This window comes from Sphingomonas sp. FW306-05-A, from assembly GCF_058782275.1.
Genome location: NZ_JBYSXN010000001.1, coordinates 1,187,322 through 1,209,722, shown reverse-complemented (window position 1 = coordinate 1,209,722; position 22,401 = coordinate 1,187,322). Strand labels below are relative to the sequence as shown.

Below are 22,401 nucleotides of genomic sequence, written 5' to 3'. Positions count from 1 at the left end.
AATCTCTTGATGCAGCGGCGGCAAGGGCGACCGAGGCCAGCGAGTATGGATCCCCGCCTGCGCGGGGATGACGGAGTCGGGGAGCGCAACCGCACCCCCGCCCCTCAGCGCAGCGCGCCGGCCAGCAGTTTGTGGAGCCGGGTTTGCAACCCGTCGTTCGCCGCGAGGAACTCGCTGCGTTCCATCATCTTCTCACCGCCGCGGAAGTCGGTGACGAATCCGCCCGCTTCCTTGACCAGCAACAAGCCGGCCGCAGCATCCCACGCCTTGAGACCCGATTCCCAATAGCCGTCGTACCGTCCGGCCGCGACCCAGGCGAGATCGAGCGCGGCCGATCCCATCCGCCGGATCCCGGCGACTTCAGGCGCGATCGCGCCGAAGATGCGCGACCATTCGGCGAAATTGCCGTGGCCGAGGAACGGGATTCCCGTCGCGATCAGCGAGTCGGCAAGGTCACGCCGTGCCGAAACGCGCAACCGCTGTTCCTGCACCCACGCGCCCCGGCCCTTCTCGGCCCAGAACGCTTCGTCTGTGATCGGCTGATAGACCATCGCCGAGGTGATCTCGCGCTTGCCGTTGGGCATCGGCTCCTCGACCGCAATCGAGATCGCGAAATGCGGGATGCCGTGGAGGAAGTTGGTCGTGCCATCGAGCGGATCGACGATGAAGCGCGGCTTGTTGGGGTCGCCGGCGACTTCGCCGCGCTCTTCCATCAGGAAGCCCCAGTCGGGGCGTGCGCGCGACAGTTCCTCGTAGAGCGTCTGCTCGGCGCGCTGGTCGGCGATCGTCACGAAATCGGCCGGGCCCTTGCGGCTGACCTGCAGCTGCTGAACCTCGTTGAAATCGCGGCGCAAGCGCGGGCCGGCCTTGCGGGCGGCGCGATCGATGACGGTCATCAGACCGGAATGGGAGGGCATATCTTTTTCTTTCTTCTCCCTCTCCCCGCTTGCGGGGAGAGGGTCGGGGAGAGGGGCAGTACAGTGCGGGGCGCTACGATACTGCCCCTCTCCCGTCCTCGCTTCGTTCGGCCACCCTCTCCCCGCATGCGCGGAGAGGGAGAAGCGTTATTCGGCGCGCTTCACATAAGTCTGTTCGTAGACATCGACGACGATCCGCGTCCCTGCGCCGATATGCGGCGGGACCATCACGCGGACGCCATTCTCAAGGATCGCGGGCTTGTAGCTCGACGAGGCGGTCTGCCCCTTCACCACCGCATCCGCCTCGACGATCAACGCCTCGATGGTGTCGGGGAGCTGCACCGAGATCGGGCGCTCCTCCCACAATTCCATCACGACATCCATGCCGTCCTGCAGGAATGCCGCCGCGTCCCCGAGAATGTCCGCGTCGAGCGTGATCTGCTCGTAATTGATCTTGTCCATAAAGGTCAGCGTGTCGCCCTCGCGGAACAGGAACTGGAAGTCGACCGTGTCGAGCCGGACCTTCTCGAGGCTCTCGGCCGAGCGGAAGCGGACGTTGTTCTTGCGGCCGTCGATCAGGTTTTTCAGCTCGACCTGCATATAAGCGCCGCCCTTGCCGGGCTGGGTGTGCTGGATCTTCACCGCACGCCAGATGCCGCCTTCATATTCGAGAATGTTGCCGGGACGGATTTCGACCGCGTTGATCTTCATGGGGTGAGCCTGCGTTGCAAAGAGCCAAAGAGGAGACGCATTTATGCGCCTCCGTGGCGCGAGGCCTTAGCCGGGCAGCGGCTTCCCGGCAAGATAGGGGAACGGATCGACGTCGGTCCCCTCGTACCAATTTTGCGCGGGATCGGTTCGGGTCAGGCCGAAATGAAGATGATAATTCCCTGCCCCCGCGTTGCCGGTATCCCCGACATATCCCAGCAGCTGACCGTTGGCGATCGACTGCCCCTCGTGCAATCCGGGCGCATATGCGGCGAGGTGCGCATAATAATGCGTCCACGTCCGTGCCGGGGATCGAACATAGACGGTGATGCCCCCTGCACCACTATTCCACAATTTCTCGACCACCCCCGGCGCGGCTGCAACCACTGGCGTATTAGCAGCAGCCATCACGTCGGTGCCATGATGCTCGCGTGCGCCGTCTTCGCGCGCGTCGCCCCAGGAATCGTGAATGTCGCTCCGCGCAACACCCGACACCGGCATACCGAGCAGGATTGCCCTGCCCCGCCCCGCGCCAATATCAACCGGTTGCGGCTGCCATCGTACTGCCAGCCGCAACCGCGCGAGTGGCCCTTGCGCAGTTTCAGGCATTCCCGCCGGCGCGTCCGGCAACAGGACCAGCGCGCCAATCCAGAGCCCGACGACCGCAACCAGCAGCCCGAGCGCGAGCAAACCGAACCGCCGCATACCGAAGCCCGATCAGCTCTGGAACACGGCCGGCGTACCGGGCTTGACCATCATCGCGAGTCGCGCGGCATCCCAGTTGGTCAACCGGATGCAACCGTGGCTTTCCGCCCGCCCGATCGTCTCGGGAGAAGGCGTGCCGTGTATGCCGTAATGCGGCTTGGACAAATCAAGCCAGACAACACCGACCGGACCATTCGGCCCCGGGGGAAGGAGCGCCTGCTTGGCGCTCTTCTTCGCGTCCCAGAACAGGTCCGGGTTGAAGTGGAACTCGGGGTTATACGACGCGCCCTTCACCTTCCACGTCCCGATTGGAAGCGGATCATGCGTGCTCCCCATGGTCGCCATGAACTGCGCGACCAGCTTTCCGTCCTTGTCGAGTACGCGCAGAACTTCCTTCGACTTCGAAACGACGATTTTTGCCCCGACCGGCTGGGTCGAGTCGACGTTGAGGTCCGTGAGTGTCTTGCGCCATGCCTCGGGCAGCTTGGCGTCGTAGGCGCGCCCCGTCGTGATGGCGTTGGGAACGACGATCTGCGTTCCGGCGGTCAGCTTCGTATTTGGGCTGTTGAGTTCGAGCAGCACCGCAGGGGTCGTGTGGAACATCTCGCCCAGCTTCTCCATCACGGTCTTGTATCCGAGCGCGGGGAGCTTCGACTGGAGTGCCGGGTCCTTCGGCAACGGGTTGGTGTAGGGCCCTGCAAGGATTGCATCATTCAGCGTGATCCGCTGCGTCGGGCGAAACGCCCGATGCGGATACAGCGCCTGCAGCGTTTTCTGATCAAGCTTGCCAGTCTTGGGCAACCCCTGCACTTCCTGAAAACCGTTCAGCGCCGCCGCGAGCGACTTGCCTTCGCGTCCGTCGAGGACCCCCGGCGAAAACCCTAGATGGTCGAGAATCACCTGCGCGTGAAGGATCGACAGATCGAGCCGGGTCGGGGTCGACGGATTGGCCTGAGGCGCATTTGTTCCTGCCGCGGTGGCACTCATGAGACCAACCGGGGCCAAGGCCAGACAAGCCAATCCGGTGAAGGTTTTTAGCACGGTTTCAGTCCCCTACATGCAACGCCATGGACATAACGACAGATCGACCACTTGGCTCCGTTACGAATACGAAATGTCTGGAGCCGCTTTCCCGGCGCGCTGTTCTGGGCGGCGCGATCATGGGCGCTACGGCCATGGCGCTGCCCCTACCCGCCATGGCCAAGGGGATCGAATGGCGGCTTGCGATCCGCAACGTCCACACCAACGAGACGGTTGATGCGGTGTTTGCACGATCGGGTCAGTTCGTGGCCGCGGGACTTGCCGAACTGAACCACGGCCTGCGCGATTGGCGCACCGGCGAAACGATCGGAATGGACCGCCGCCTGCTCGCTCTGCTGGTCTCGCTTCGACAGAAGCTGGAACTCAGTGGCAATCGCAAGATCGACCTGATCTCCGGCTATCGGTCACCCAAGACCAATGCCCGGCTCCGGTCTGCGGGTGGCAAGCACACCGGCGTCGCCCATATGAGCCAGCACATGCTCGGCAAGGCGACCGACATCGTCGTGCCGGGCGTTTCGCTCGACCGCCTGCGGGGCGCAGCGCTTGCCCTGGGTGGCGGGGGTGTCGGCTATTATCCGCGCGATGGTTTCGTCCACGTCGACACCGGACGGGTACGGCACTGGTAGGCTGTCCATCCCGTTTGCCCTGAACGCCGTCGAGAGGTCGACCCTGCTCAGCGCAAACGGAGGGATCCGTAGCCAGCTGGCACCGGTTCGTTACCGGGCCAGTGCCGCCTCGAATGCTTGCACTGCGGCGGCTTCATCCCCGCCCCAGACGGCGTGTGACACGGCGAGGAAGTCCGCTCCCGCCGTGACGAGGGCCGGCGCAGTAACCGGCGTGATCCCGCCGATCGCGACGCACGGGATTTCGAACACGGTCGACCACCAGCTGAGCAAAACGGGATCAGCGACATGTTCGGTCGTTTTCGTCACCGTCGGATGGAACGCGCCGAACGCAACATAGTCCGCCCCCGCCTCGCCGGCTTCCATCGCAAGATGGCGGCTGGCGTGACACGTAACGCCGATCTGCGCCGCCGCACCCAGTTCGCTGCGGGCTTCCTGCGGATCACCGTCCCCCTGCCCGAGGTGCACGCCGTCCGCACCAAGGCGCTTGGCCAATGCGATGCTGTCGTTGACGATGAACGCGACGTCGGCATCCGCGCATATCCGCTGCAACGGCTCGGCAAGCGCAGCCGCGCTGTGCTGGTCGATGTCCTTCACGCGGAACTGGAACGCGGCGACAGGCCCCGCCTCGAGCGCGCGCTTCAGCCGATCGGGAAACGCGCCGCCGACGTCCAGCGGCGAGACGAGATACAGCTGACACGGTGGGCGCCGGTAGTCGCGCTGGAATTGCGCACCGAAATTGGGGTCGAGCGGGCCGAGCGGGTCTTCAATGTCCATGCGCTGCCGATAGCGCCGCGATCGCGGCATGGAAAGCCACGGGATCATCAAGCTTGTGCGCAATCGCCGATACAGGCGTGCCGCGACGATGCTGGACCGGCGGGTCGAGGTCGAGCCAGACATTCGGCCAACCGATCAGTGCGAAGTTGACGACGCCCCGCTGCTTAAGTGTGGCGGCATCCCAAGTCCGGCCTTTCCCGGCGATCTGCGCGACGGGACCGTCAGCGATTTCAGGAACCCCGTCCGCATCATCAGCACGTCAGCCGTCAAAACGACCGGCAACCGTTTGAACGACCGCAACAGCAACGTGAGATCAAGAACCGCGGCAACGTCGACGACGCCGACGAGGATCGCGACGGTCCACCCGAACGCCGCGACCAGCACTAGATGCACGACGAGCATCTCGACCACCGCGATCCCGAGCAGCACGCCTATCATCGGACCGAGGCTCCGATGATAGGCGAACGCCGCTGTGTCTTACGCCTCGCCCTTGTAGATCGCGATGATCTTGGCGAGCATTTCCAGTGCCTCCGCGCGCGGGCGCTGGAAGGTGTTGCGGCCGATGATCGACCCGTTGCCACCGCCTGCGAGAATGTCGCGCGCATCCTGATAGACCGCATCCGACCCCTTGGACGCACCACCCGAGAAGACGACGATCCGGCGTCCGGCGAAGCTCGACTGCACGACGTGACGGACACGGTCCGCCTGGTTGGACCAGTCGGTGCCCTCGTACATCGGCTTGGCGTCCTTCTGCTCGATATGATCGCTCGGCAGCTTCACCTTGATGATGTGCGCGCCCAGCAATGCCGCCATGTGCGCGGCATAGGCACCGACATCGAGCGCGAGCTCGCCCGACTTGGGCAGCATCCCGCCGCGCGGATAGGACCAGATGACGGTTGCGATGCCGACCGACTTGGCCTCGGCGGACATTTCGCGGATCTGGCCGATCATGTCGAACAGATCGTCCGACCCCGGATAGATGGTAAAGCCGATCGCGGCACAACCCAGGCGGACCGCATCCTCGACCGAGGCGGTTACGGCCTGATTGGCACCCTGCGCCCAGCTGTTCGAGCTGTTGACCTTGAGGATCGTCGGGATCTGCCCAGCGAACGTCCCTGCGCCTGCTTCGAGCATCCCGAGCGGCGCGGCATAGGCCGAAAGCCCTGCGTCGATCGCGAGCTGATAGTGGTAATGGGGGTCGTATGCAGCGGGGTTGACCGCGAAACTGCGCGCCGGGCCATGTTCGAAGCCCTGGTCGACAGGCAGGATAACGAGCTTGCCGGTCCCGCCCAGCTTGCCCTGCATCAGGATGCGGCCAAGGTTGGTCTTGGTTGCGGGACTGTCCGATTCGTACTTGTCGAGAATGGCTTGGACGGCTGGCGTCATGGTTTGGGTCCTCCACGAGAATGTTTGGCGGCGTGATACCCAGCCGCCCGCGCGACTGCAACGCGCCATTCCCTCAGCGAGGCCAATTCAGCGGCTTAGCTCTTGCTATTTCAGGCGGGGCAGCGTTTTCGCGCTCCGATGAGCCAAGCCGACACCCACGATCTCTCACCCGCAGTAACGCTGCTCATGGCGGTCGCCTGCGGGGCGATGGTTGCCAACCTGTATTACGCACAGACGCTGATCGAACAGATCGGGGTCGACATCGGCCTGTCCGCGGGATTGGCGGGGACGATCGTGACGCTGACGCAGTTGGGCTACGGACTGGGGCTCGCGTTCATCGTGCCATTGTCGGATCTGGTCGAGAACAAACGCCTTATTCTCATTTCGACCGCGGGCGCAGTGCTCGGCTCGCTCGGGATCGCGCTCGCGAAAGGCCCGGTGACGTTCCTCGCCGCAGCCTTGGTGACGGGGGTTTGCTCAGTCGGCGTACAGGTCCTCGTGCCGCTCGCCGCGAAGCTCAGCAGCCAGGCGCGGCAAGGCCGCACGATCGGACTGGTGATGAGCGGCCTGTTGACCGGCATCATGCTCGCGCGCCCGATCGCCAGCTTCGTCGCCGGATTGGCAGGGTGGCGCGCGATGTTCTTCCTGTCCGCCGGGATCACCGCACTGGTCGGCGTCGCGCTGCTGACGATGCTGCCTGCGCGACGCCCCGACAGCACATTGCGTTATGGTGCGCTGCTGGCATCGTCGGTCGACCTGCTGCGACGCTATCCCGTGCTGCGGTTGCGCGCCGCCTATCAGGCGTTGCTGTTCATCGCGTTCAACATGTTCTGGACCGCAGCGCCGATCGTGCTGACCCAGCGGTTCGGGCTTGGCGCGAACGGCGTCGCGCTGTTCGCGCTAGCCGGTGCAGGCGGCGCGCTGATCGCCCCCGTCGCCGGATGGCTGGCGGACCACGGGCTGTCGCGCAGCACGACGTTCGGGGGGCTCATGCTGTTGACGTTGTCGTTCCTCGGATCCGACATGGTCGTCGCCGCGGGTAGCCTGATCGCATTCGGGGTCAGCGCGGTGCTCATCGATGCGGCGGTGCAACTCAACCAGATCTCGGGGCAGCGGATCATCTTCGGGCTGGACCCCAATGCCGGCGGACGGATCAACGCTGCTTATATGACGATCGTCTTCGTCTTCGGTGCGACGGGATCGGTGATTGGCAGCGCCAGCGTGGCGTCGGGCGGATGGGGCCTGACCAGTGTGATCGGCGCTGCGATCGGCGGAGTCGGATTGACCTTGTTCCTGCTGTTCGATCGGCGACGGCCCGAAAACCCATAAGCAGTCGCGCTGCCCGGTATCGTGATGACCGCGGTCTCGGCAAACCCCCTTGGAACGCGCTCGCTTCCTGCTAAACGCTGGCGCGATGACCCTGCTTTCCGACACCACCCCGCCGCTCGCGCAGGCCAACAGCCTGCGCCAGCAACCCGATGACAACGGGCATTTCGGCCAGTTCGGTGGCCGCTACGTCGCCGAGACGCTGATGCCGCTCGTGCTAGAGCTCGACCAAGCGTATCGCGCGGCCAAGGCCGACCCGGCTTTTCAGGCGCAGTTCGACGATCTGCTGGAACATTATGTCGGCCGCCCGAGCCCGCTGTACTATGCCGAACGCCTGACCGAGACGCTGCGCGAGTCCGCAGCCGAGGGGAAAGGCGCGCAGATCTGGTTCAAGCGCGACGAACTCAACCACACCGGCGCGCACAAAATCAACAATTGCATCGGGCAGATCCTGCTTGCGATGCGGATGGGCAAGACGCGGATCATCGCCGAGACCGGCGCGGGTCAGCACGGTGTCGCCACCGCAACGGTCTGTGCGCGCTTCGGTCTGCCGTGCGTGATCTACATGGGTGCAAAGGACATTGCGCGGCAGGCCCCCAACGTGTTCCGCATGAAGCTGCTCGGCGCGGAAGTGCGCCCGGTGACGAGCGGCTCGCATTCGCTCAAGGACGCGATGAACGAAGGGATGCGCGACTGGGTCGCGAACGTCCACGACACCTTCTACATAATCGGCACCGCCGCAGGGCCCCATCCCTATCCGGAACTCGTTCGCGACTTCCAGAGCGTAATCGGCAAGGAAGCGCGCGCGCAGATGCTGTCGCGGATCGACCGCCTGCCCGACCTGCTCGTCGCGGCGATCGGTGGCGGGTCGAACGCGATCGGGCTGTTCCACCCGTTCCTCGACGACGCAGACGTCAAAATGCTGGGCGTCGAAGCGGCGGGTCGCGGGCTCGACAAGGAACATGCGGCATCGCTTGCCGGCGGCGCGCCGGGCATCCTTCACGGCAACAAGACCTATTTGCTGCAGGACGAGGACGGCCAGATCACCGAGGCGCATTCGATCTCGGCGGGTCTCGACTATCCGGGCATCGGCCCCGAGCATAGCTGGCTGCACGAGATCGGGCGGGTCGAATATACCGCGATCGGCGACACCGAGGCGCTGGATGCGTTCCAGCTGCTGTGCCGCACCGAAGGCATCATCCCCGCGCTCGAACCGGCCCACGCGATCGCCGCAGTCGCCAAGCGCGCGCGCGATATGGATCGCGACCAGATCATCCTCGCCAATCTGTGCGGGCGTGGCGACAAGGACATCTTCACCGTCGCGGAAGCGCTCGGGGTGGCGATTTGAGCGCGCGTGGGAGCGGCCTTTCGGACGTCGTCACCGCTGCGGTGGTCGGTGCGGTCGTCGCGCTGATCGTGCGTGAGGTCAGTGCGTTCGGCATCGACGTCCAGCGCTGGACGCTGCACGTCCCACGTGCGCTGGACTCGGCGAAGATTGGTGCGATTGCGGGAGCCGCGAGCAACCTCTTCGGCAACTGGAGGTCGGGACGATGACTCCAGTTGCTGGAACCCGCCTTTCCGCCGCCTTTGCCAAGGGCCACCCCGCGCTTGTCGCGTTCGTCACTGCGGGCGACCCCACCCCCGCCGCCACCGGCGCGATCCTCGACGCGCTTGTCGAGGGTGGTGCCGACGTGATCGAGCTCGGCATGCCGTTCACCGATCCGATGGCCGATGGTCCCGCGATCCAGGCCGCGAACATCCGCAGCCTGCTCGCGGGCACGCGCACCGCAGATATCCTCGGCATCGCCAAGGCTTTCCGTACACGGCACCCGGATACGCCGCTGGTGCTGATGGGCTATGCCAACCCGATGACGATCCGCGGTGGCGACTGGTTCGCTGCCGCCGCGCGTGATGCGGGCGTGGACGGCGTGATTTGCGTCGATATCCCACCCGAGGAAGACGCCGAACTCGGGCCATCGCTTCGCGCCGCCGGGATCGATCCGATCCGGCTCGCCACCCCGACGACCGACGCGGCGCGCCTGCCCGCGGTGCTCGATGGCGCGAGCGGCTTCGTCTATTACGTCTCGGTCGCCGGGATCACCGGTCTGCAACAGGCAGTCCAAGGATCGATCGAAGCCGCCGTCGCGCGTCTGAAAGCATCGACCGACTTGCCGATCGCGGTCGGCTTCGGCGTTCGTACGCCGGATCAGGCGGCGGCCATCGCGAAGGTCGCGGACGGCGTCGTCGTTGGCTCGGCGATCGTAGAACTGGTCGCGCAGCATGGCGCGGCTGCGCCCGACGCGGTGCGCAGCTATATCCAATCCCTGTCGACGGCCGTCCACGCCGCCCGCAAAGGAGTTCCCGCATGACCTGGATCACCAGCGTCCGCAACGCGCTCTCGCTCGTCGTCCCGATCAAGAAGGAGACGCCCGACACGCTCTGGCACAAGTGCAAGGGCTGCGGACAGATGCTGTTCGTCAAGGAGCTGGAAGACAATCTCCACGTCTGCCCGCATTGCGACCACCACGAACGGATCGGGCCGATCCTGCGCTTCCAATATGTCTTTGATGCTGGCTCTTACACGATCGTCCCGCTCCCCAAGGTCCCCGACGACCCACTCAAGTTCCGCGATACCAAACGCTATGTCGACCGGATCAAGGCGGCGCGCGCAGCAACGTCCGAGGGCGATGCGCTGATCACCGCGCGCGGGACGATCGATGGCCGTCGTGCGGTCATCGGTGTCCAGGACTTCGCATTCATGGGCGGATCGATGGGTCTGGCGGTCGGCGAGGCGTTCGTGCGCGGGGTCGAGACCGCGATCCAGGACAATTGCCCGTACATCATCTTCACCGCTGCCGGCGGTGCGCGGATGCAGGAGGGCATTCTCTCACTGATGCAGATGCCGCGCGCGACGGTGGCGATCCAGATGCTGCACGATGCGGGGCTGCCCTATATCGTCGTGCTGACCGATCCGACCACGGGTGGCGTGACCGCCAGCTATGCGATGCTGGGCGACGTTCAGATCGCCGAACCGGGCGCGTTGATCGGCTTTGCCGGGCAACGCGTGATCGAGCAGACGATCCGCGAGAAACTGCCCGACGGGTTCCAGCGCGCCGAATATCTGCTCGAACACGGCATGATCGACATGGTGAAGCACCGCCGCGACCTGCGCACGACGCTCGCGAGCCTGATCGACTATCTCGGCAGCAAGAGCGCAGCGGCGTAAATCTCCCTCTCCCCGCTTGCGGGGAGAGGGCAAGCGAGGCGAAGCCGAAGCGAGGGAAAGGGGCAGTACGGTTGGGGTGGCGTGCTGGACCGCCCCTCTCCCCGGCCCTCTCCCCGCAAGCGGGGAGAGGGAGAAGAAGATGGACCACGCCGTCTCCACTGACACCGCCGTTCAGGCACAGCTCGACCGGTTGTGGGCGCTGTCCCCCGGTGCCGACATCCTCGGTCTCGAACGGATCACGCTCCTGCTCGACCGACTTGGCAACCCGCAGGACCGCTTGCCGCCGGTGTTCCACGTCGCCGGCACCAACGGCAAGGGATCGACCTGTGCGTTCCTGCGCAGTGCGCTCGAAGCCGCGGGATACACGGTCCACGCCTACACCAGCCCACACCTCGTCCGCTTCAACGAACGCATTCGCGTCGCGGGGCAACTGATCGACGATGCGATGCTTGCCGCACTCCTCGCCGAAGTCCTCGATGCGGGCGGCGACATCGGCGCAAGCTTCTTCGAAGTCACCACCGCCGTCGCGTTTCTCGCCTTCGCACGCACCCCGGCGGATGCGTGCGTGATCGAGGTCGGCCTTGGGGGACGGCTTGACGCGACCAATGTCATTGCGCACCCGCTCGTGACCGGTATCGCCCAACTCGGGATCGATCACCAAAGCTTCCTCGGCGACAGTGCGGTCGGGATCGCAGGCGAGAAAGCGGGAATCGCCAAATCCGGTGCGGCGCTCGTCACGATGCATTACGAACCCGACCTTGCGGCGCGTGTTGCGCAGGTTGCGATGCAGGCGGACGCGCCGGTGGTCGCCCTCGGTACGTCCTGGCACATGTCGACCGACGCGACGACCCTGCGGTACGAAGACGCCGTCGGGAGCGTCCATATTCCGCTCCCCGCGATGGCCGGGCCGCATCAACCGGGCAATTTGGCGTTGGCGATCGCGATGATACGCCACCAGAAGCTGTTACCGGTGCCGGAGGAAGCCTTTGCCCACGCCGCGCGTAAGACACATTGGCCCGCCCGCATGCAACGGCTCCACCCCGGGCCCCTCGTCAATCTGCTCCCGCCCGGTAGCCAGCTGTGGCTGGACGGCGGGCACAACCCCGCGGCAGCGGGAGCGATCGCTGCAACGATGCGGGAGATCGCCACACCCGGCATCGGACGAAGCGACGTCCATCTTGTTCTCGGGATGCTGTCGAACAAAGATCCGGCCGGGTTACTGAGCCCGTTCGCGGAGATCGCAACGACGCTTCACGCGGTCCCGATCGCGAACCACGAACACCACGCGCCGCACGCACTCGCGACGGTCGCACATACGCTCGGGATCGCGGCGCACACCGCCGACGGCATCGCCGATGCCTTACGCGATATCGTCGAGATCGCCGATGTGGCCGAGCCGCCGATCGTGCTGATCTTGGGTTCGCTCTACCTCGCGGGTGAAGTGCTCCGCGCGAACGGCGAACTGCCGGACTGACCGATATTATTGCGATTGACTTGCAATAGCGACTGGAAGAGGATGCTTCCACCCCCACGGAGCATCCCCTTATGACTGCGAATCATTCCGCTGCGCTCGCCCTGCCTGCTGCCCTCCCGCACCTGCTGCCGGAGGATCCAAACGCGCGACTGTTGTTGTTCGCCTTCCGACGGATGGGCGCGCACGGCCTCAAGGACGCGCATGCCGCGCAGGCGTTGATGCAGGCGTTCGGCACCGAGTTCCGCCGTCCGCTGACGCTGCTGCGCGCGATGATGGCGGACATTGCCGGCGGTGCATCCTGCGCGATCTCGATCGCACCGTGCTGCTGCCGCCGGATGACGCATGCCGAACACGCGATGCTGACGATCGTCGCGCGCGCGGAAACCGCACCCGACAGCGCGCACCTGTTGCTCGCCGACCTGATCGGCGCGCGCCAGCCCGATGGCGTGCTGGCGAGCATCACGGTCGTCGCACAAGCCTTCGCCGACGCGGGACGGCCGATTACCGCGGAGTGACGTCGCCCTCCGTCGCACCGATCGACGCATCGATCAGCCCGGCCCGGCTCATCCACCAGAACAGCAGCACCCCCGGCAGCGCAGCGAGCGTCGTGAGTAGGTAGAAGTTCACATAGCCCATAGAGTCGATCAGCCCGCCCGCGGTGGTCCCCGTCACGAAGCGCCCGACGATGCTCGCAGCCGCCGAAATCAGCGCATATTGCGCGGCGGTAAAGCGCGAATTGGTCAGCGCGGAGAAATAGGCGACCACGGTCACGCCGCCGATCCCGCTCGAGAAATTCTCGAACCCGATCGCGCTCGCCATGCCGAGGTTCGAATGCCCTGCCGCAGCAAGCCCGGCGAAGCTCAGGTTGGAAAGCATCATCAGCACCAACGATGCCAGCACCGAACGCTTGAGCCCGAGCCGCGTGTACAACATGCCGCCGACGAAGATGCCCACCATGAAGGCGAGAAACCCGACCCACACGTCGTAGAAAGCGATCTCGTCATTGGTGAACTGGAGCGAATCGAACAACAGCCGGAAAGTCAGGTTCGCCAGCGTGTCGCCAATCTTGTGAATCAGGATGAACAACAGCACCAGCACTGCGCCACGCCGCTGGAAGAACTGCAGGAACGGCCCGAGGATAGACGTGCCAAGGCTGGCGAGGCCGGGACGACGCTTCTCCGGCGCACGCCGGTTCGTCGGTTCGCCGCAGATCAGCCCCGCAAGCATGGCAGGCAAGGCGAAGGCCGCGCACACGAGATAGGCATTGGCCCAGCCGAACCGCGCTGCCACGACCAGCGCGACCGCCCCCGCCCCTGCCGACCCGAGCCGCCAGCCATATTGCGACATGCCCGATCCAATGCCCAACTGGCGTGGCTCGAGCAGTTCGATGCGATAGGCGTCGATCACGATGTCGAAGGTCGCGCCCGCTGCGCCGACCAGGATTGCGGCAACCGCGGTTGCAAAGATGTCCGCCTTCGGATCGATCAGCGCGAGATGCGCGACCGCCGCAATCACCAGCGTCCCCGCAACGAGCAGCCACGATACACGCTGGCCGAGCGCGCCGATCAGCGGCAACCGCACGCCATCGACGATCCACGCCCACAGCCATTTTAGATTATAGACGAGGAACGCCAGGCTGAATGCCGTGACGGTCGACTTGGTGATCCCGCTCTGCGCGAGGCGCGTCGTCAGCGTCGCGCCAATCATCGCGAACGGAAAGCCCGACGAAATCCCGAGCGCCAGTGCCGCCAACGGCGCTTTTTCGAAATACGGGCGGATGCCATCCGACCAGCTCGGGTCGCGCCCGCTCGTGCCATCCATGCGTATCGTGCCCCTGCCGCGTAAGTCGGTTGCCGTCGCGGGCGACCCTAACGTCTAAAACGCGCAGCGGAAGAGCGGACCGGATCGCGCCGTCCGCCGACGCGTCAGGCGGCCTTCGCGAACAGACTGAAGCCCGACGGCATGCGCTTGGGTGCCTTGCCGTCCAGCACCGCCTCGATCGCAGAGATCGACGCGAGCAGATCGCGTTGCGCATAGGGCTTGGCGAGACAGCCATTGGCGACCTCGCGCGCACCTTGCGGGCACTGACCCGTGACGAACAGGACTGCGATGCCCTTAGCATGCGCTGCATGGGCGACATCCACGCCGCTACCGTCCGCAAGACTGATGTCGAGAAGTACCAAGTCGAGTTCGACGCCGGAATCGATCACCGCCATTGCATCCGTGACGCGGTCGACCGTCGCAACGATCTCATATTCTGCATCCCGCAGACAATGTTCAGTATCGAACGCGACCAGCGGCTCGTCCTCGACGAGCAGCAGCTTGCAGATCCGCCGCTTTTTACGTCCGAACAGCATGTTCGGTGCCCCACCTTCTGTACCGCGCCGAAAATGGCGTCGTGCGTACCGCCCTCGTTACGCACCCGTGCCTTAACGCTCGACTACAAGATCGGGCGCAAATCTTTTTGTTCAACACACGAGGACGAATTTGGGTATCAGGGCGACGTGTCAAAATACCGTCCCCCAAAAACTGCCGCGCCGGGCGCCGCAACCACCCCTCGCGAGCGCGCCGAAGACGAGCAACGGATCGCCAAGCTGCTGGCCCGCGCGGGCATAGCTTCGCGCCGTGAAGTCGAACGCATGATCGCCGAGGGACGCGTCGCGCGCCACGGCGTCGTCATTGATACGCCCGCGACGATCCTCGCTTCGCTCGACGGCGTGACGGTCGACGGCAACCCCGTCGCCGCGCCAGCCGATGCGCGCCTGTTCCTCTACCACAAGCCGTCCGGGCTGCTCGTGACCGAGCGCGATCCCGCGGGCCGTCCGACGATCTACGATCGCTTGCCGCAGGATCTGCCGCGGCTGGTCCCGGTCGGTCGGCTAGATCTCAACACGGAGGGGCTGTTGCTTCTCACCACCGACGGCGAATTGAAGCGCCAGCTCGAACTGCCCGCGACCGGCGTGGAGCGTGCGTATCGTGCGCGCGCCTATGGCCAGGTGACGCAGGAGCAGCTCGAGGAACTGATCCACGGGATCGAGATCGAAGGTGTTCGCTACGGGTCGATCAACGCCAATCTCGAACGCCGCACCGGCGCGAACGTGTGGATCGAGATGATCCTGACCGAGGGCAAGAACCGCGAAGTTCGCCGTGTCTTGGAATTCCTCGGGCTCAAGGTCTCGCGCCTCATTCGCACGCGCTACGGGCCGTTCCTGCTCGGTGACCTGTCGCCCGGCGCGATCGGCGAGGTCCGCGCGCATGATGTTGCCGCGTTCCGTAAAGATCCCAAGCGGATGCTCCAGCCCGAGCGGATCAAGGGTCCGTCGGGGGATCGTCCCAAACCCCAGGCAACGCCTGTGCCCGAGCGTCCGCAGCGCAGCGCCCGCCCCGCGTCCCGCCCGAGCGCGACACGGATCACGCGCGCCGTTGCGAACGACAGCGATCGCGCAGCGTTCGCCGAGCCCCGCCGGGCGTCGGCCGACCCGCGGCGCGAGGGGATCGTCGTGACCAAGGCGCCCAAGGTAAAGCGCTTCTACGACGCCAAACCCAAGGCGGGTGCCCCCGCCGCGACAACCCCGGCGCGAACGCCCGACGGGCGCCCCGCGCGCGTGTTCAATCCCGAACTCGGCCGCAACGTCCGCGCCAAGACCCCACGCGGTGCCAGCAGCGACGCTTCGGCCCGACCATCTGCGCGTCCTGTCGGTGTACGTCCTAATGCTGCGCGGCCCGGTGCTGCCGGACCAGGGGCTGCTCGGCCCGGAACCGCGCGGCCGACCGGCGATCGCTCGACCCCTCGCCCGACCAACCCACGCCCACCACGGACTCGTAAGTAATGCGCATTATCGCCGGAGCATGGCGCGGCCGCCCGCTCGTCGCCCCCAAGGGAGACGCGACGCGTCCGACCGCGGACCGGGTTCGCGAGGCCCTGTTCTCGATGCTGGCAAGCCGTTTGGGCAGTTTCGAGGACCTGAGCGTTGCGGATCTCTTTGCGGGATCGGGCGCGCTGGGTCTCGAAGCGCTGTCGCGCGGTGCCGCGTCGTGCGTTTTCGTTGAACAGGACAAGCCAGCGCTCGACGCGCTCCGCACCAACATCGCCAAATTGTCCGCCAAGGCGGACGTCCGTGCGCAGTCGGTACTTGCGCTCGGCCATGCGGTCGCGCCGCTCGACCTGATTTTGATGGACCCGCCCTATGACAGCAATGCGGGCGCGGTCGCGCTCGACAAGCTCGCGCGGCTTGGCTGGGTCGGCGATGCGACGTGGATCAGCATCGAGACCGCCAAGCCCGACCGGATCGAAGTGGCAGGGTTCGTCGAGGACGTGACACGAGTCCACGGCAAGGCACGGCTGACGCTCCTGCGGCGGGGGTGAAGCCTTTAGGCAGGGCATTCAATACCCCTGCTGTTTCCCGCCAAAGCATGGCCGCTGCGAAACACACCTGTTCTCCCGCAAAGGCGGGAGTCCAGGAGTCGCGCGCACTGTAAGCCGCTGTTCTGCTCGACTCTGGATTCCCGCCTTCGCGGGGGAACGTCCGATGGCGAGGCTACCCGATCCGTCTCGCCAGACGACCCGCCCGAACGGGCGAAGACCACCTGCGAAGAGACCGCAGACAGCCCCCATCGCAATCACATTTTCGTGATCGCCACGAACAGGACGTACAGCCCGCCGGACAGCGCCATCGCCACCGGCAGCGTCAGCACCCACGCCAGTGCCATGTTGATGACGGTGCGTCCCTGCAGCCCGGCCCCGTTGGCGACCGAGGCACCGGCCACGCCTGACGACAGGATATGCGTTGTCGAAACCGGCAGGCCATAGACTTCCGCCGCCATGATCGTCCCTGCCGCGACGAGCTCAGCGGACGCGCCCATGCCGTACGTCAGGTGGGTCTTGCCGATCTTCTCGCCGACCGTGATGACGATCCGCCGCCAGCCGACCATCGTCCCCAACCCCAAGGCGAGCGCGACGGTGATCTTCACCCAGGTCGGGATGTAGCGCGTGCCCTTCTCGAGATTGGTCTGATAACCGGTAATCGCTTTGAGTTCGGGCTCGCTGAAGATCGCGGCCGCGGCCTTCTTGTCCTTGGTGGCGAGACGCGTGGTATCAAGCACCAAATACATGTCGTTGCGCAGATTGGGGGTCGCCGCCGCCGAGACCTTGTTGAGCGACCCGAACGCGCCGATCCGCTGGCCAAGATCGCGCGACAGCGACGACGCCGCCGCATATACGCGTGGGGTCGATGCCTTGCGTTCCTTGAGCGCGCCGGTCAGCACGTCGCGCGCCTCGTCTACCGTCGTCATGGTCGCGCCCGCGGCATGGACCGAGAACGCATTGGACGCAGCATTCGCGCTTGCGACGAACGCCGGCGTCTGGCTTTCGGGCATCGTGCGGTTGAGCGCGTAGGCGGTGGGTGCGCAGCCGATCAGGATCAGCATGATCAGCCCCATGCCCTTCTGCCCGTCATTGCCGCCATGCGCAAAGCTGACGGCGGTGCAGGTAAAGATCAGCAACGCCCGAACGCCCTTGGGCGGCGGGGCGTTGCCCTCCGGCTCCTTGTACAGTTTCGGGTTCTTGAGCACGAACTTCATCACGACCAGCAACAGGGCCGCTGCACCAAAGCCGATCAGCGGTGCCATCCACAGCCCGGTCAGCACCTTGGTCGCCTGGCTCCAGTCGACGCCCGACGTGCCGCCGGTACCCGACGACATCAGCTGATTCGCGAAGCCCACGCCGAGGATCGACCCGATCAACGCGTGGCTCGACGAGTTCGGCAATCCGACGAACCACGTCGCAAGGTTCCACAACACCGCTGCAAGCAACAACGCGAAGATCATCGCGAACCCGGCGCTGCTTCCTACGTGCAGGATGAGGTCGACCGGCAGCAGCGTGATGATCGAATACGCAACCGCCCCGCTCGACGCCATGACGCCGAGGAAGTTGAAGAAGCCCGACCATACCACTGCGAGCGGCGCCGGCATCGCGTGCGTGTAGATGACGGTGGCGACGGCATTGGCGGTGTCATGGAACCCGTTAACGAATTCGAAACCAAGCGCGATCAACAAGGCAAGTGCAAGGAACGCGAACGTACCGACCGCGAGTCCCTCGCCGACCTGCTTGGTATCGGTAAAGATGCTGAAGCCTGCGAAGGCCAGCCCCGCCACCATGATTCCCAGGAACAGCCAACGCCCCGCAGGGAACAGTTGATGATCCAACCGGGGGCCGCTCGCGACCTCGGATTCGAGAGGCGCCGACAAGGTAGTAGCCATGGCTGTGAAAGGCCTTCACTCGGTTGGTTACGGGTGGTTCAGATGTACAGGTGTTGCGCGCCGATAGCGGTGTCCGACGCCAAAGACCAGCCCGAACCATTCGGAAGGTAGGGACGCGGCGGCATTCGTTCCATAGTCGGGACACGCGACCGTGTCGCAATTGACGACCGTCTGGGCTTGCACCTTGCCGTAGAACACAGGCTGGTTGCTCGCCTCGCAGCCGCGGCGTAGGACGGTCGTGACGCCGAGGGGGGCGTCGGGGGGAGCTTTATACGATGCCGGTCGCGTCTGGGACGCGTGGCGCTGTTGCGGAGCCGTCGGCAGCGACGGCGATCGCAAACGGCTGTCCGCCAGTTAAGATCGTTACGATGCTGTACGGATTCGCGCCGGGGGGAGTCGAACGCATCGCCGCGCGCCTGCATGCCGCATGGGTCGATCTGGGCGTGCGATCCGAAATCGTCGTCGCCGATTCGCGCACGCCGCCGCCGCTTGCGCTCTCATATGTCACCCGCGCCGGTAATCGGTCGCATTCGCGCGGACTGATCGCCTTTGCGCTGCTGGTGCTCGCTTTGCGTCGCCGGGTGCGGGACGACCGCCCCGATGCGGTGTTTTGCGCCGGCAACACCTACACATCGGTTGCAGTCATGTTGCGGTTGCTGGTCGGCCCCACCTGCCCGCCGATCATCGCAAAGATCAGCAACTGCCTGGTCCGGAACGACATGCCGCCGTTGTTGCGGTGGTTCTATCGCGCGTGGTTGCGGCTGCAGGGGCGCTGGATCGATCACTTCGTCGGCCTTGCCCCTGCGATGCGTGACGAGATCGCAGGGTTGATCGGCGTACCGCATGACCGGATCAGCGTGATCGAGGACCCGGCGCTGGGGGCGGACGACCTCGAGCGGCTCGCGAGCCTGCGCGATACCAGCCCGAGGGACCGTCGCGGGCGGCACTATCTGGCGGTCGGGCGTCTCGCGCCGCAGAAGAACTTTTCGCTGCTAATCGATGCGTTTGCGCGATTCTCCACCCCCGACGACCAACTAACTATTCTAGGGGAAGGTGCCGAACGCGCGATGCTCGAAACGAAGGCGTGGTCGCTCGGCATCGCCGGTCGTGTCCGTTTGCCGGGGCATGTTGCGACGACCGAGGCATGGCTGGCGGACGCCGATGCGCTGGTGCTCTCGTCGGATTATGAGGGTGTTCCGGCGGTCCTGATCGAGGCGTTGGCCGCCGGCATTCCGATCGTCTCGACCCGTTGCTGCGTTTCGATGGACGATCTGGTCGGGCACGGCGCCTACGGGCGAATCGTCCCGGTTGGCGATCCCGCCGCGCTGGCGGAGGCGATGGCGGTGGCGGTCTTGCCCGAGCCGGCATCCGTGATCGCGGCCCGCCGCACCGCCGCCGCACAGTATACGGTCGATCGCGCCAGTGTGCTCTACATAGCTTTGGTGCGCCAACTTACCGAGGCACGGTCCGTCGATATGTCCCGGGAAACGCTTGCAATCTACCCCGCACCGGTTGCCACCGCCGCGCGTTGACCGCACTGGCGCGAAACCCCGTGCTTGCCCCGATCGCTCGCGTTCCCTACCTGTTCACCGATGAGTCTTCCCGTTTCCCAGCACGCGCCAGCGCCCGCCGATCCGCCTTATCTGCGCGGACTGAATGATCCGCAGCGCGATGCGGTGTTGACCACCGAGGGTCCGGTTCTGGTGCTGGCGGGGGCAGGCACCGGCAAGACCGCCGCGCTGACCGCGCGACTCGCGCATTTGCTCAATACTAGAAAGGCTTGGCCGAGCGAGATCCTCAGCGTCACCTTCACGAACAAGGCCGCGCGGGAGATGCGGGAGCGAGTCGGGCGGCTCGTGGGCGATGTGGTCGAGGGGATGCCGTGGCTCGGCACGTTCCACGCGATCGGCGCCAAGATGCTCAGGCGGCATGCCGAACTCGTTGGTTTGCAAAGCAATTTCACGATCCTCGATACCGACGACCAGTTGCGGTTGCTCAAGCAGCTGATCCAGGCGGCCGATCTCGACGAGAAACGCTGGCCTGCGCGGCAACTCGCGGGGCTGATCGACGGGTGGAAAAACAAGGGTTTGACGCCCGCGCAGATCGATGCGGGCGAAAGCGAACTCTACGCCAATGGCCGCGGACAGGAGCTTTACGCCGCCTACCAGACTCGCCTTGCGGCGCTCAACGCGTGCGATTTTGGAGACCTTTTGCTCCATATGTTAGTCATTTTGCAGCGCGATCGAGACGTTCTGGCCGAGTATCAGCGCCGATTTAAGTACATTATGGTCGACGAATATCAGGATACCAACAGTGTCCAGTATCTTTGGCTCCGGCTGCTCGCGCAGGAGCGCAAGAACATCGCGTGCGTCGGCGACGACGACCAGTCGATTTATTCGTGGCGTGGCGCGCAGGTCGAAAACATCCTGAAATTCGAAAAGGACTTTCCGGGCGCGAAGATCATCCGGCTCGAACAGAATTACCGCTCGACCCCGCACATCCTGGGCGCGGCCTCGGGCGTGATCGCCAACAACAGCGGGCGGCTCGGCAAGCAGCTGTGGACCGAGCTCGACGTCGGCGAGAAGGTCAAGGTGCTCGGCGTCTGGGATGGCCCCGAGGAAGCACGCCGCGTCAGCGAGGAAATCGAATCGGCGCAGCGCGCGGGCACGTCGCTCGACGAGGTCGCGATCCTCGTTCGCGCACAGCACCAGACCCGCGAGTTCGAGGACCGCTTCATCGCGACCGGGATCAACTACCGCATCGTCGGCGGCTTCCGTTTCTACGAACGCGCCGAGATCCGCGATGCGCTGGCGTACCTTCGAGTCGTCGCGCAGCCTGCGGACGACCTGGCGTTCGACCGGATCGTCAACGTCCCCAAGCGCGGGCTCGGCGACAAGGCGGTGTCCAAGGTCCACCAGCTTGCCCGCGCGCAGGGCATCCCGCTCGTCACCGCCGCGGCGCGGCTGCTCGACACTGATGAGCTGACGGGCGCCGCGCGGAAATCGCTCAGCAATCTCGTCATCGACATGGCGCGGTGGCGGGCGCAGGTGACCGAGCTGTCGCATGGCGATCTTGCGCGGATCATCCTCGACGAAAGCGGTTATACGGGAATGCTCCAGGCCGAGAAATCGGTGGAAGCAGCCGGCAGGCTCGAGAACCTGACCGAACTTGTCCGCGCGATGGAGGAATATGAGACGCTCGGCGCGTTCCTCGAGCATGTCAGCCTCGTCATGGACAATGAGGCCGCCGCCGAGGACCCCAAGGTCACGATCATGACGATCCACGCCGCCAAGGGACTCGAATATGACACCGTCTTCCTGGTCGGCTGGGAAGAAGGACTGTTCCCCTCGCAGCGATCGCTCGATGAGGGCGGGACCGCAAGCCTGGAGGAGGAACGCCGTCTCGCTTATGTCGCGATCACGCGCGCACGCCGCCGCGCGACGATCCTCCACGCTGCCAACCGCCGCATCTACGGTCAGTGGACCAGCAGCATCCCGAGCCGGTTCGTGGGCGAACTGCCGCCCGAACATGTCGAGGCGGAGAGCAGCATGGCGGGCGGCGAAAGCCTGTGGCGCGCCAACTGGTCCGAACGCGCCGACCCCTTCGCCGACGTCGCGCGCGGCACCGGGCGCGGCCCCGGCTGGCAGCGTGCGGCGGGAGTCGGCGCTGCGTCGGGGAAGCCCGGCGGGGAGTTCACCAGCCGGACCTTCTCGCGCGAACCCAGCCGCGTGCAGGAGTCGCGGTCTTCCGCGATCAGCCTCGGCAACAAGGGGCGGAGCGACGTCGCGATCGGGATGCGCGTGTTCCACCAGAAGTTCGGCTATGGCCTGATTGCCGAGATCGAGGGCAACAAGCTCGAGATCGACTTCGAGAGCGCGGGGCGCAAGCGCGTGATGGACAGTTTCGTGACCATTGGCTGATCCGCGCCGCATGGCGACGCTCCCGAATATCGGATGACCG

Annotated in this window: 22 protein-coding genes; 12 read left to right on the top strand and 10 right to left on the bottom strand. The window is 65.4% G+C overall.

Annotation, left to right across the window (positions count from 1 at the left end; translation table 11 throughout):
* Positions 1–104 precede the first annotated feature (104 nt).
* The 4 genes from AC3WJR_RS05615 to AC3WJR_RS05600 form a co-directional block, all read right to left on the bottom strand.
* Positions 105–917: an inositol monophosphatase family protein gene (locus AC3WJR_RS05615; RefSeq protein ID WP_354281493.1), complete on the bottom strand. Its 813-nt coding sequence runs from the start codon at positions 915–917 to the stop codon at positions 105–107.
* 147 nt (positions 918–1,064) lie between these two features.
* Complete coding sequence (gene efp / locus AC3WJR_RS05610) at positions 1,065–1,628, bottom strand: elongation factor P (protein WP_010216636.1); 564 nt, start codon at positions 1,626–1,628, stop codon at positions 1,065–1,067.
* Positions 1,629–1,694: 66 nt separating this feature from the next.
* Complete coding sequence (locus tag AC3WJR_RS05605) at positions 1,695–2,330, bottom strand: M23 family metallopeptidase (RefSeq protein ID WP_492722999.1); 636 nt, start codon at positions 2,328–2,330, stop codon at positions 1,695–1,697.
* A gap of 12 nt (positions 2,331–2,342) precedes the next feature.
* A complete protein-coding gene (locus tag AC3WJR_RS05600; RefSeq protein WP_492722996.1) occupies positions 2,343–3,317 on the bottom strand; it encodes a L,D-transpeptidase family protein in 975 nt (324 codons plus the stop codon).
* A 188-nt stretch (positions 3,318–3,505) separates the two neighbouring features.
* Between AC3WJR_RS05600 and AC3WJR_RS05595 the strand changes: the two genes are divergently transcribed.
* Positions 3,506–3,997, top strand: a complete 492-nt coding sequence (locus AC3WJR_RS05595; protein WP_354281499.1) for a peptidoglycan L,D-endopeptidase MepK — start codon at positions 3,506–3,508, stop codon at positions 3,995–3,997.
* A gap of 90 nt (positions 3,998–4,087) precedes the next feature.
* Here the strand turns inward: AC3WJR_RS05595 and thiE are convergent, their stop codons facing one another.
* The 3 genes from thiE to AC3WJR_RS05580 form a co-directional block, all read right to left on the bottom strand.
* Positions 4,088–4,771 carry a thiamine phosphate synthase gene (gene thiE / locus AC3WJR_RS05590; RefSeq protein ID WP_492722993.1) on the bottom strand — a complete coding sequence of 228 codons (684 nt, stop codon included), beginning with the start codon at positions 4,769–4,771 and terminating at the stop codon, positions 4,088–4,090.
* 135 nt (positions 4,772–4,906) lie between these two features.
* Positions 4,907–5,209, bottom strand: a complete 303-nt coding sequence (locus AC3WJR_RS05585) for a hypothetical protein (protein WP_492722991.1) — start codon at positions 5,207–5,209, stop codon at positions 4,907–4,909.
* A 39-nt stretch (positions 5,210–5,248) separates the two neighbouring features.
* A complete protein-coding gene (locus AC3WJR_RS05580) occupies positions 5,249–6,157 on the bottom strand; it encodes a class I fructose-bisphosphate aldolase (RefSeq protein WP_354281504.1) in 909 nt (302 codons plus the stop codon).
* A gap of 138 nt (positions 6,158–6,295) precedes the next feature.
* Here AC3WJR_RS05580 and AC3WJR_RS05575 point away from each other — a divergent pair, with 138 nt between their 5' ends.
* The 7 genes from AC3WJR_RS05575 (at position 6,296) to AC3WJR_RS05545 (ending at position 12,698) form a co-directional block, all read left to right on the top strand.
* A complete protein-coding gene (locus tag AC3WJR_RS05575; protein ID WP_492722989.1) occupies positions 6,296–7,486 on the top strand; it encodes an MFS transporter in 1,191 nt (396 codons plus the stop codon).
* Positions 7,487–7,571: 85 nt separating this feature from the next.
* Positions 7,572–8,831: a tryptophan synthase subunit beta gene (gene trpB, locus AC3WJR_RS05570; RefSeq protein ID WP_492722987.1), complete on the top strand. Its 1,260-nt coding sequence runs from the start codon at positions 7,572–7,574 to the stop codon at positions 8,829–8,831.
* On the top strand, positions 8,828–9,037 hold the full coding sequence (locus AC3WJR_RS05565) for a hypothetical protein (RefSeq protein ID WP_492722985.1): 210 nt from the start codon (positions 8,828–8,830) through the stop codon (positions 9,035–9,037). The genes trpB and AC3WJR_RS05565 overlap by 4 nt, the downstream gene beginning before the upstream one ends.
* The gene (gene trpA / locus AC3WJR_RS05560) at positions 9,034–9,852 is read left to right on the top strand and encodes a tryptophan synthase subunit alpha (protein WP_492722983.1); all 819 of its coding nucleotides are present in this window, start codon (positions 9,034–9,036) and stop codon (positions 9,850–9,852) included. The genes AC3WJR_RS05565 and trpA overlap by 4 nt, the downstream gene beginning before the upstream one ends.
* On the top strand, positions 9,849–10,709 hold the full coding sequence (accD, locus tag AC3WJR_RS05555; protein ID WP_492722981.1) for an acetyl-CoA carboxylase, carboxyltransferase subunit beta: 861 nt from the start codon (positions 9,849–9,851) through the stop codon (positions 10,707–10,709). Before trpA ends, accD begins: the two co-directional genes overlap by 4 nt.
* Positions 10,710–10,848: 139 nt before the next feature.
* Positions 10,849–12,183: a bifunctional folylpolyglutamate synthase/dihydrofolate synthase gene (locus tag AC3WJR_RS05550; RefSeq protein WP_492722979.1), complete on the top strand. Its 1,335-nt coding sequence runs from the start codon at positions 10,849–10,851 to the stop codon at positions 12,181–12,183.
* A 71-nt stretch (positions 12,184–12,254) separates the two neighbouring features.
* A complete protein-coding gene (locus AC3WJR_RS05545; protein WP_492722977.1) occupies positions 12,255–12,698 on the top strand; it encodes a DUF6628 family protein in 444 nt (147 codons plus the stop codon).
* Here the strand turns inward: AC3WJR_RS05545 and AC3WJR_RS05540 are convergent.
* Positions 12,685–14,004: an AmpG family muropeptide MFS transporter gene (locus tag AC3WJR_RS05540; RefSeq protein ID WP_492722975.1), complete on the bottom strand. Its 1,320-nt coding sequence runs from the start codon at positions 14,002–14,004 to the stop codon at positions 12,685–12,687. The two genes, AC3WJR_RS05545 and AC3WJR_RS05540, sit on opposite strands and share 14 nt — an antisense overlap.
* A 104-nt stretch (positions 14,005–14,108) precedes the next feature.
* Positions 14,109–14,540 carry a response regulator gene (locus AC3WJR_RS05535; protein WP_354281521.1) on the bottom strand — a complete coding sequence of 144 codons (432 nt, stop codon included), beginning with the start codon at positions 14,538–14,540 and terminating at the stop codon, positions 14,109–14,111.
* A gap of 147 nt (positions 14,541–14,687) precedes the next feature.
* Between AC3WJR_RS05535 and AC3WJR_RS05530 the strand changes: the two genes are divergently transcribed.
* Entirely contained in the window at positions 14,688–16,013 is a 1,326-nt protein-coding gene (locus AC3WJR_RS05530; protein WP_492722973.1) for a pseudouridine synthase, read from the top strand.
* The gene (gene rsmD / locus AC3WJR_RS05525; protein WP_354281524.1) at positions 16,013–16,549 is read left to right on the top strand and encodes a 16S rRNA (guanine(966)-N(2))-methyltransferase RsmD; all 537 of its coding nucleotides are present in this window, start codon (positions 16,013–16,015) and stop codon (positions 16,547–16,549) included. The genes AC3WJR_RS05530 and rsmD overlap by 1 nt, the downstream gene beginning before the upstream one ends.
* A 254-nt stretch (positions 16,550–16,803) precedes the next feature.
* On the opposite strand, the gene AC3WJR_RS05520 is transcribed toward rsmD, so the two are convergent.
* The gene (locus tag AC3WJR_RS05520) at positions 16,804–18,441 is read right to left on the bottom strand and encodes an inorganic phosphate transporter (protein WP_492722970.1); all 1,638 of its coding nucleotides are present in this window, start codon (positions 18,439–18,441) and stop codon (positions 16,804–16,806) included.
* Positions 18,442–18,809: 368 nt separating this feature from the next.
* Here AC3WJR_RS05520 and AC3WJR_RS05515 point away from each other — a divergent pair, with 368 nt between their 5' ends.
* Complete coding sequence (locus AC3WJR_RS05515) at positions 18,810–19,973, top strand: glycosyltransferase (RefSeq protein ID WP_492722968.1); 1,164 nt, start codon at positions 18,810–18,812, stop codon at positions 19,971–19,973.
* A 60-nt stretch (positions 19,974–20,033) separates the two neighbouring features.
* Positions 20,034–22,361, top strand: a complete 2,328-nt coding sequence (locus AC3WJR_RS05510; protein WP_492722966.1) for an ATP-dependent helicase — start codon at positions 20,034–20,036, stop codon at positions 22,359–22,361.
* Positions 22,362–22,401: the final 40 nt, after the last annotated feature.

What these genes read in the sequence shown, in the direction of transcription:
- AC3WJR_RS05545 (WP_492722977.1), top strand. Translation starts at nt 12,255, where the DNA reads ATGACTGCGAATCATTCCGCTGCGCTCGCCCTGCCTGCTGCCCTCCCG.
- AC3WJR_RS05540 (WP_492722975.1), bottom strand. Translation starts at nt 14,004, where the DNA reads ATGGATGGCACGAGCGGGCGCGACCCGAGCTGGTCGGATGGCATCCGC.
- AC3WJR_RS05575 (WP_492722989.1), top strand. Translation starts at nt 6,296, where the DNA reads ATGAGCCAAGCCGACACCCACGATCTCTCACCCGCAGTAACGCTGCTC.
- thiE (WP_492722993.1), bottom strand. Translation starts at nt 4,771, where the DNA reads ATGGACATTGAAGACCCGCTCGGCCCGCTCGACCCCAATTTCGGTGCG.
- AC3WJR_RS05535 (WP_354281521.1), bottom strand. Translation starts at nt 14,540, where the DNA reads ATGCTGTTCGGACGTAAAAAGCGGCGGATCTGCAAGCTGCTGCTCGTC.
- efp (WP_010216636.1), bottom strand. Translation starts at nt 1,628, where the DNA reads ATGAAGATCAACGCGGTCGAAATCCGTCCCGGCAACATTCTCGAATAT.
- AC3WJR_RS05520 (WP_492722970.1), bottom strand. Translation starts at nt 18,441, where the DNA reads ATGGCTACTACCTTGTCGGCGCCTCTCGAATCCGAGGTCGCGAGCGGC.
- AC3WJR_RS05615 (WP_354281493.1), bottom strand. Translation starts at nt 917, where the DNA reads ATGCCCTCCCATTCCGGTCTGATGACCGTCATCGATCGCGCCGCCCGC.
- AC3WJR_RS05510 (WP_492722966.1), top strand. Translation starts at nt 20,034, where the DNA reads ATGAGTCTTCCCGTTTCCCAGCACGCGCCAGCGCCCGCCGATCCGCCT.
- AC3WJR_RS05580 (WP_354281504.1), bottom strand. Translation starts at nt 6,157, where the DNA reads ATGACGCCAGCCGTCCAAGCCATTCTCGACAAGTACGAATCGGACAGT.
- AC3WJR_RS05515 (WP_492722968.1), top strand. Translation starts at nt 18,810, where the DNA reads ATGCTGTACGGATTCGCGCCGGGGGGAGTCGAACGCATCGCCGCGCGC.
- AC3WJR_RS05600 (WP_492722996.1), bottom strand. Translation starts at nt 3,317, where the DNA reads ATGAGTGCCACCGCGGCAGGAACAAATGCGCCTCAGGCCAATCCGTCG.
- AC3WJR_RS05595 (WP_354281499.1), top strand. Translation starts at nt 3,506, where the DNA reads ATGGCGCTGCCCCTACCCGCCATGGCCAAGGGGATCGAATGGCGGCTT.
- trpB (WP_492722987.1), top strand. Translation starts at nt 7,572, where the DNA reads ATGACCCTGCTTTCCGACACCACCCCGCCGCTCGCGCAGGCCAACAGC.
- AC3WJR_RS05605 (WP_492722999.1), bottom strand. Translation starts at nt 2,330, where the DNA reads ATGCGGCGGTTCGGTTTGCTCGCGCTCGGGCTGCTGGTTGCGGTCGTC.
- trpA (WP_492722983.1), top strand. Translation starts at nt 9,034, where the DNA reads ATGACTCCAGTTGCTGGAACCCGCCTTTCCGCCGCCTTTGCCAAGGGC.
- AC3WJR_RS05585 (WP_492722991.1), bottom strand. Translation starts at nt 5,209, where the DNA reads ATGATAGGCGTGCTGCTCGGGATCGCGGTGGTCGAGATGCTCGTCGTG.
- accD (WP_492722981.1), top strand. Translation starts at nt 9,849, where the DNA reads ATGACCTGGATCACCAGCGTCCGCAACGCGCTCTCGCTCGTCGTCCCG.
- rsmD (WP_354281524.1), top strand. Translation starts at nt 16,013, where the DNA reads ATGCGCATTATCGCCGGAGCATGGCGCGGCCGCCCGCTCGTCGCCCCC.
- AC3WJR_RS05550 (WP_492722979.1), top strand. Translation starts at nt 10,849, where the DNA reads ATGGACCACGCCGTCTCCACTGACACCGCCGTTCAGGCACAGCTCGAC.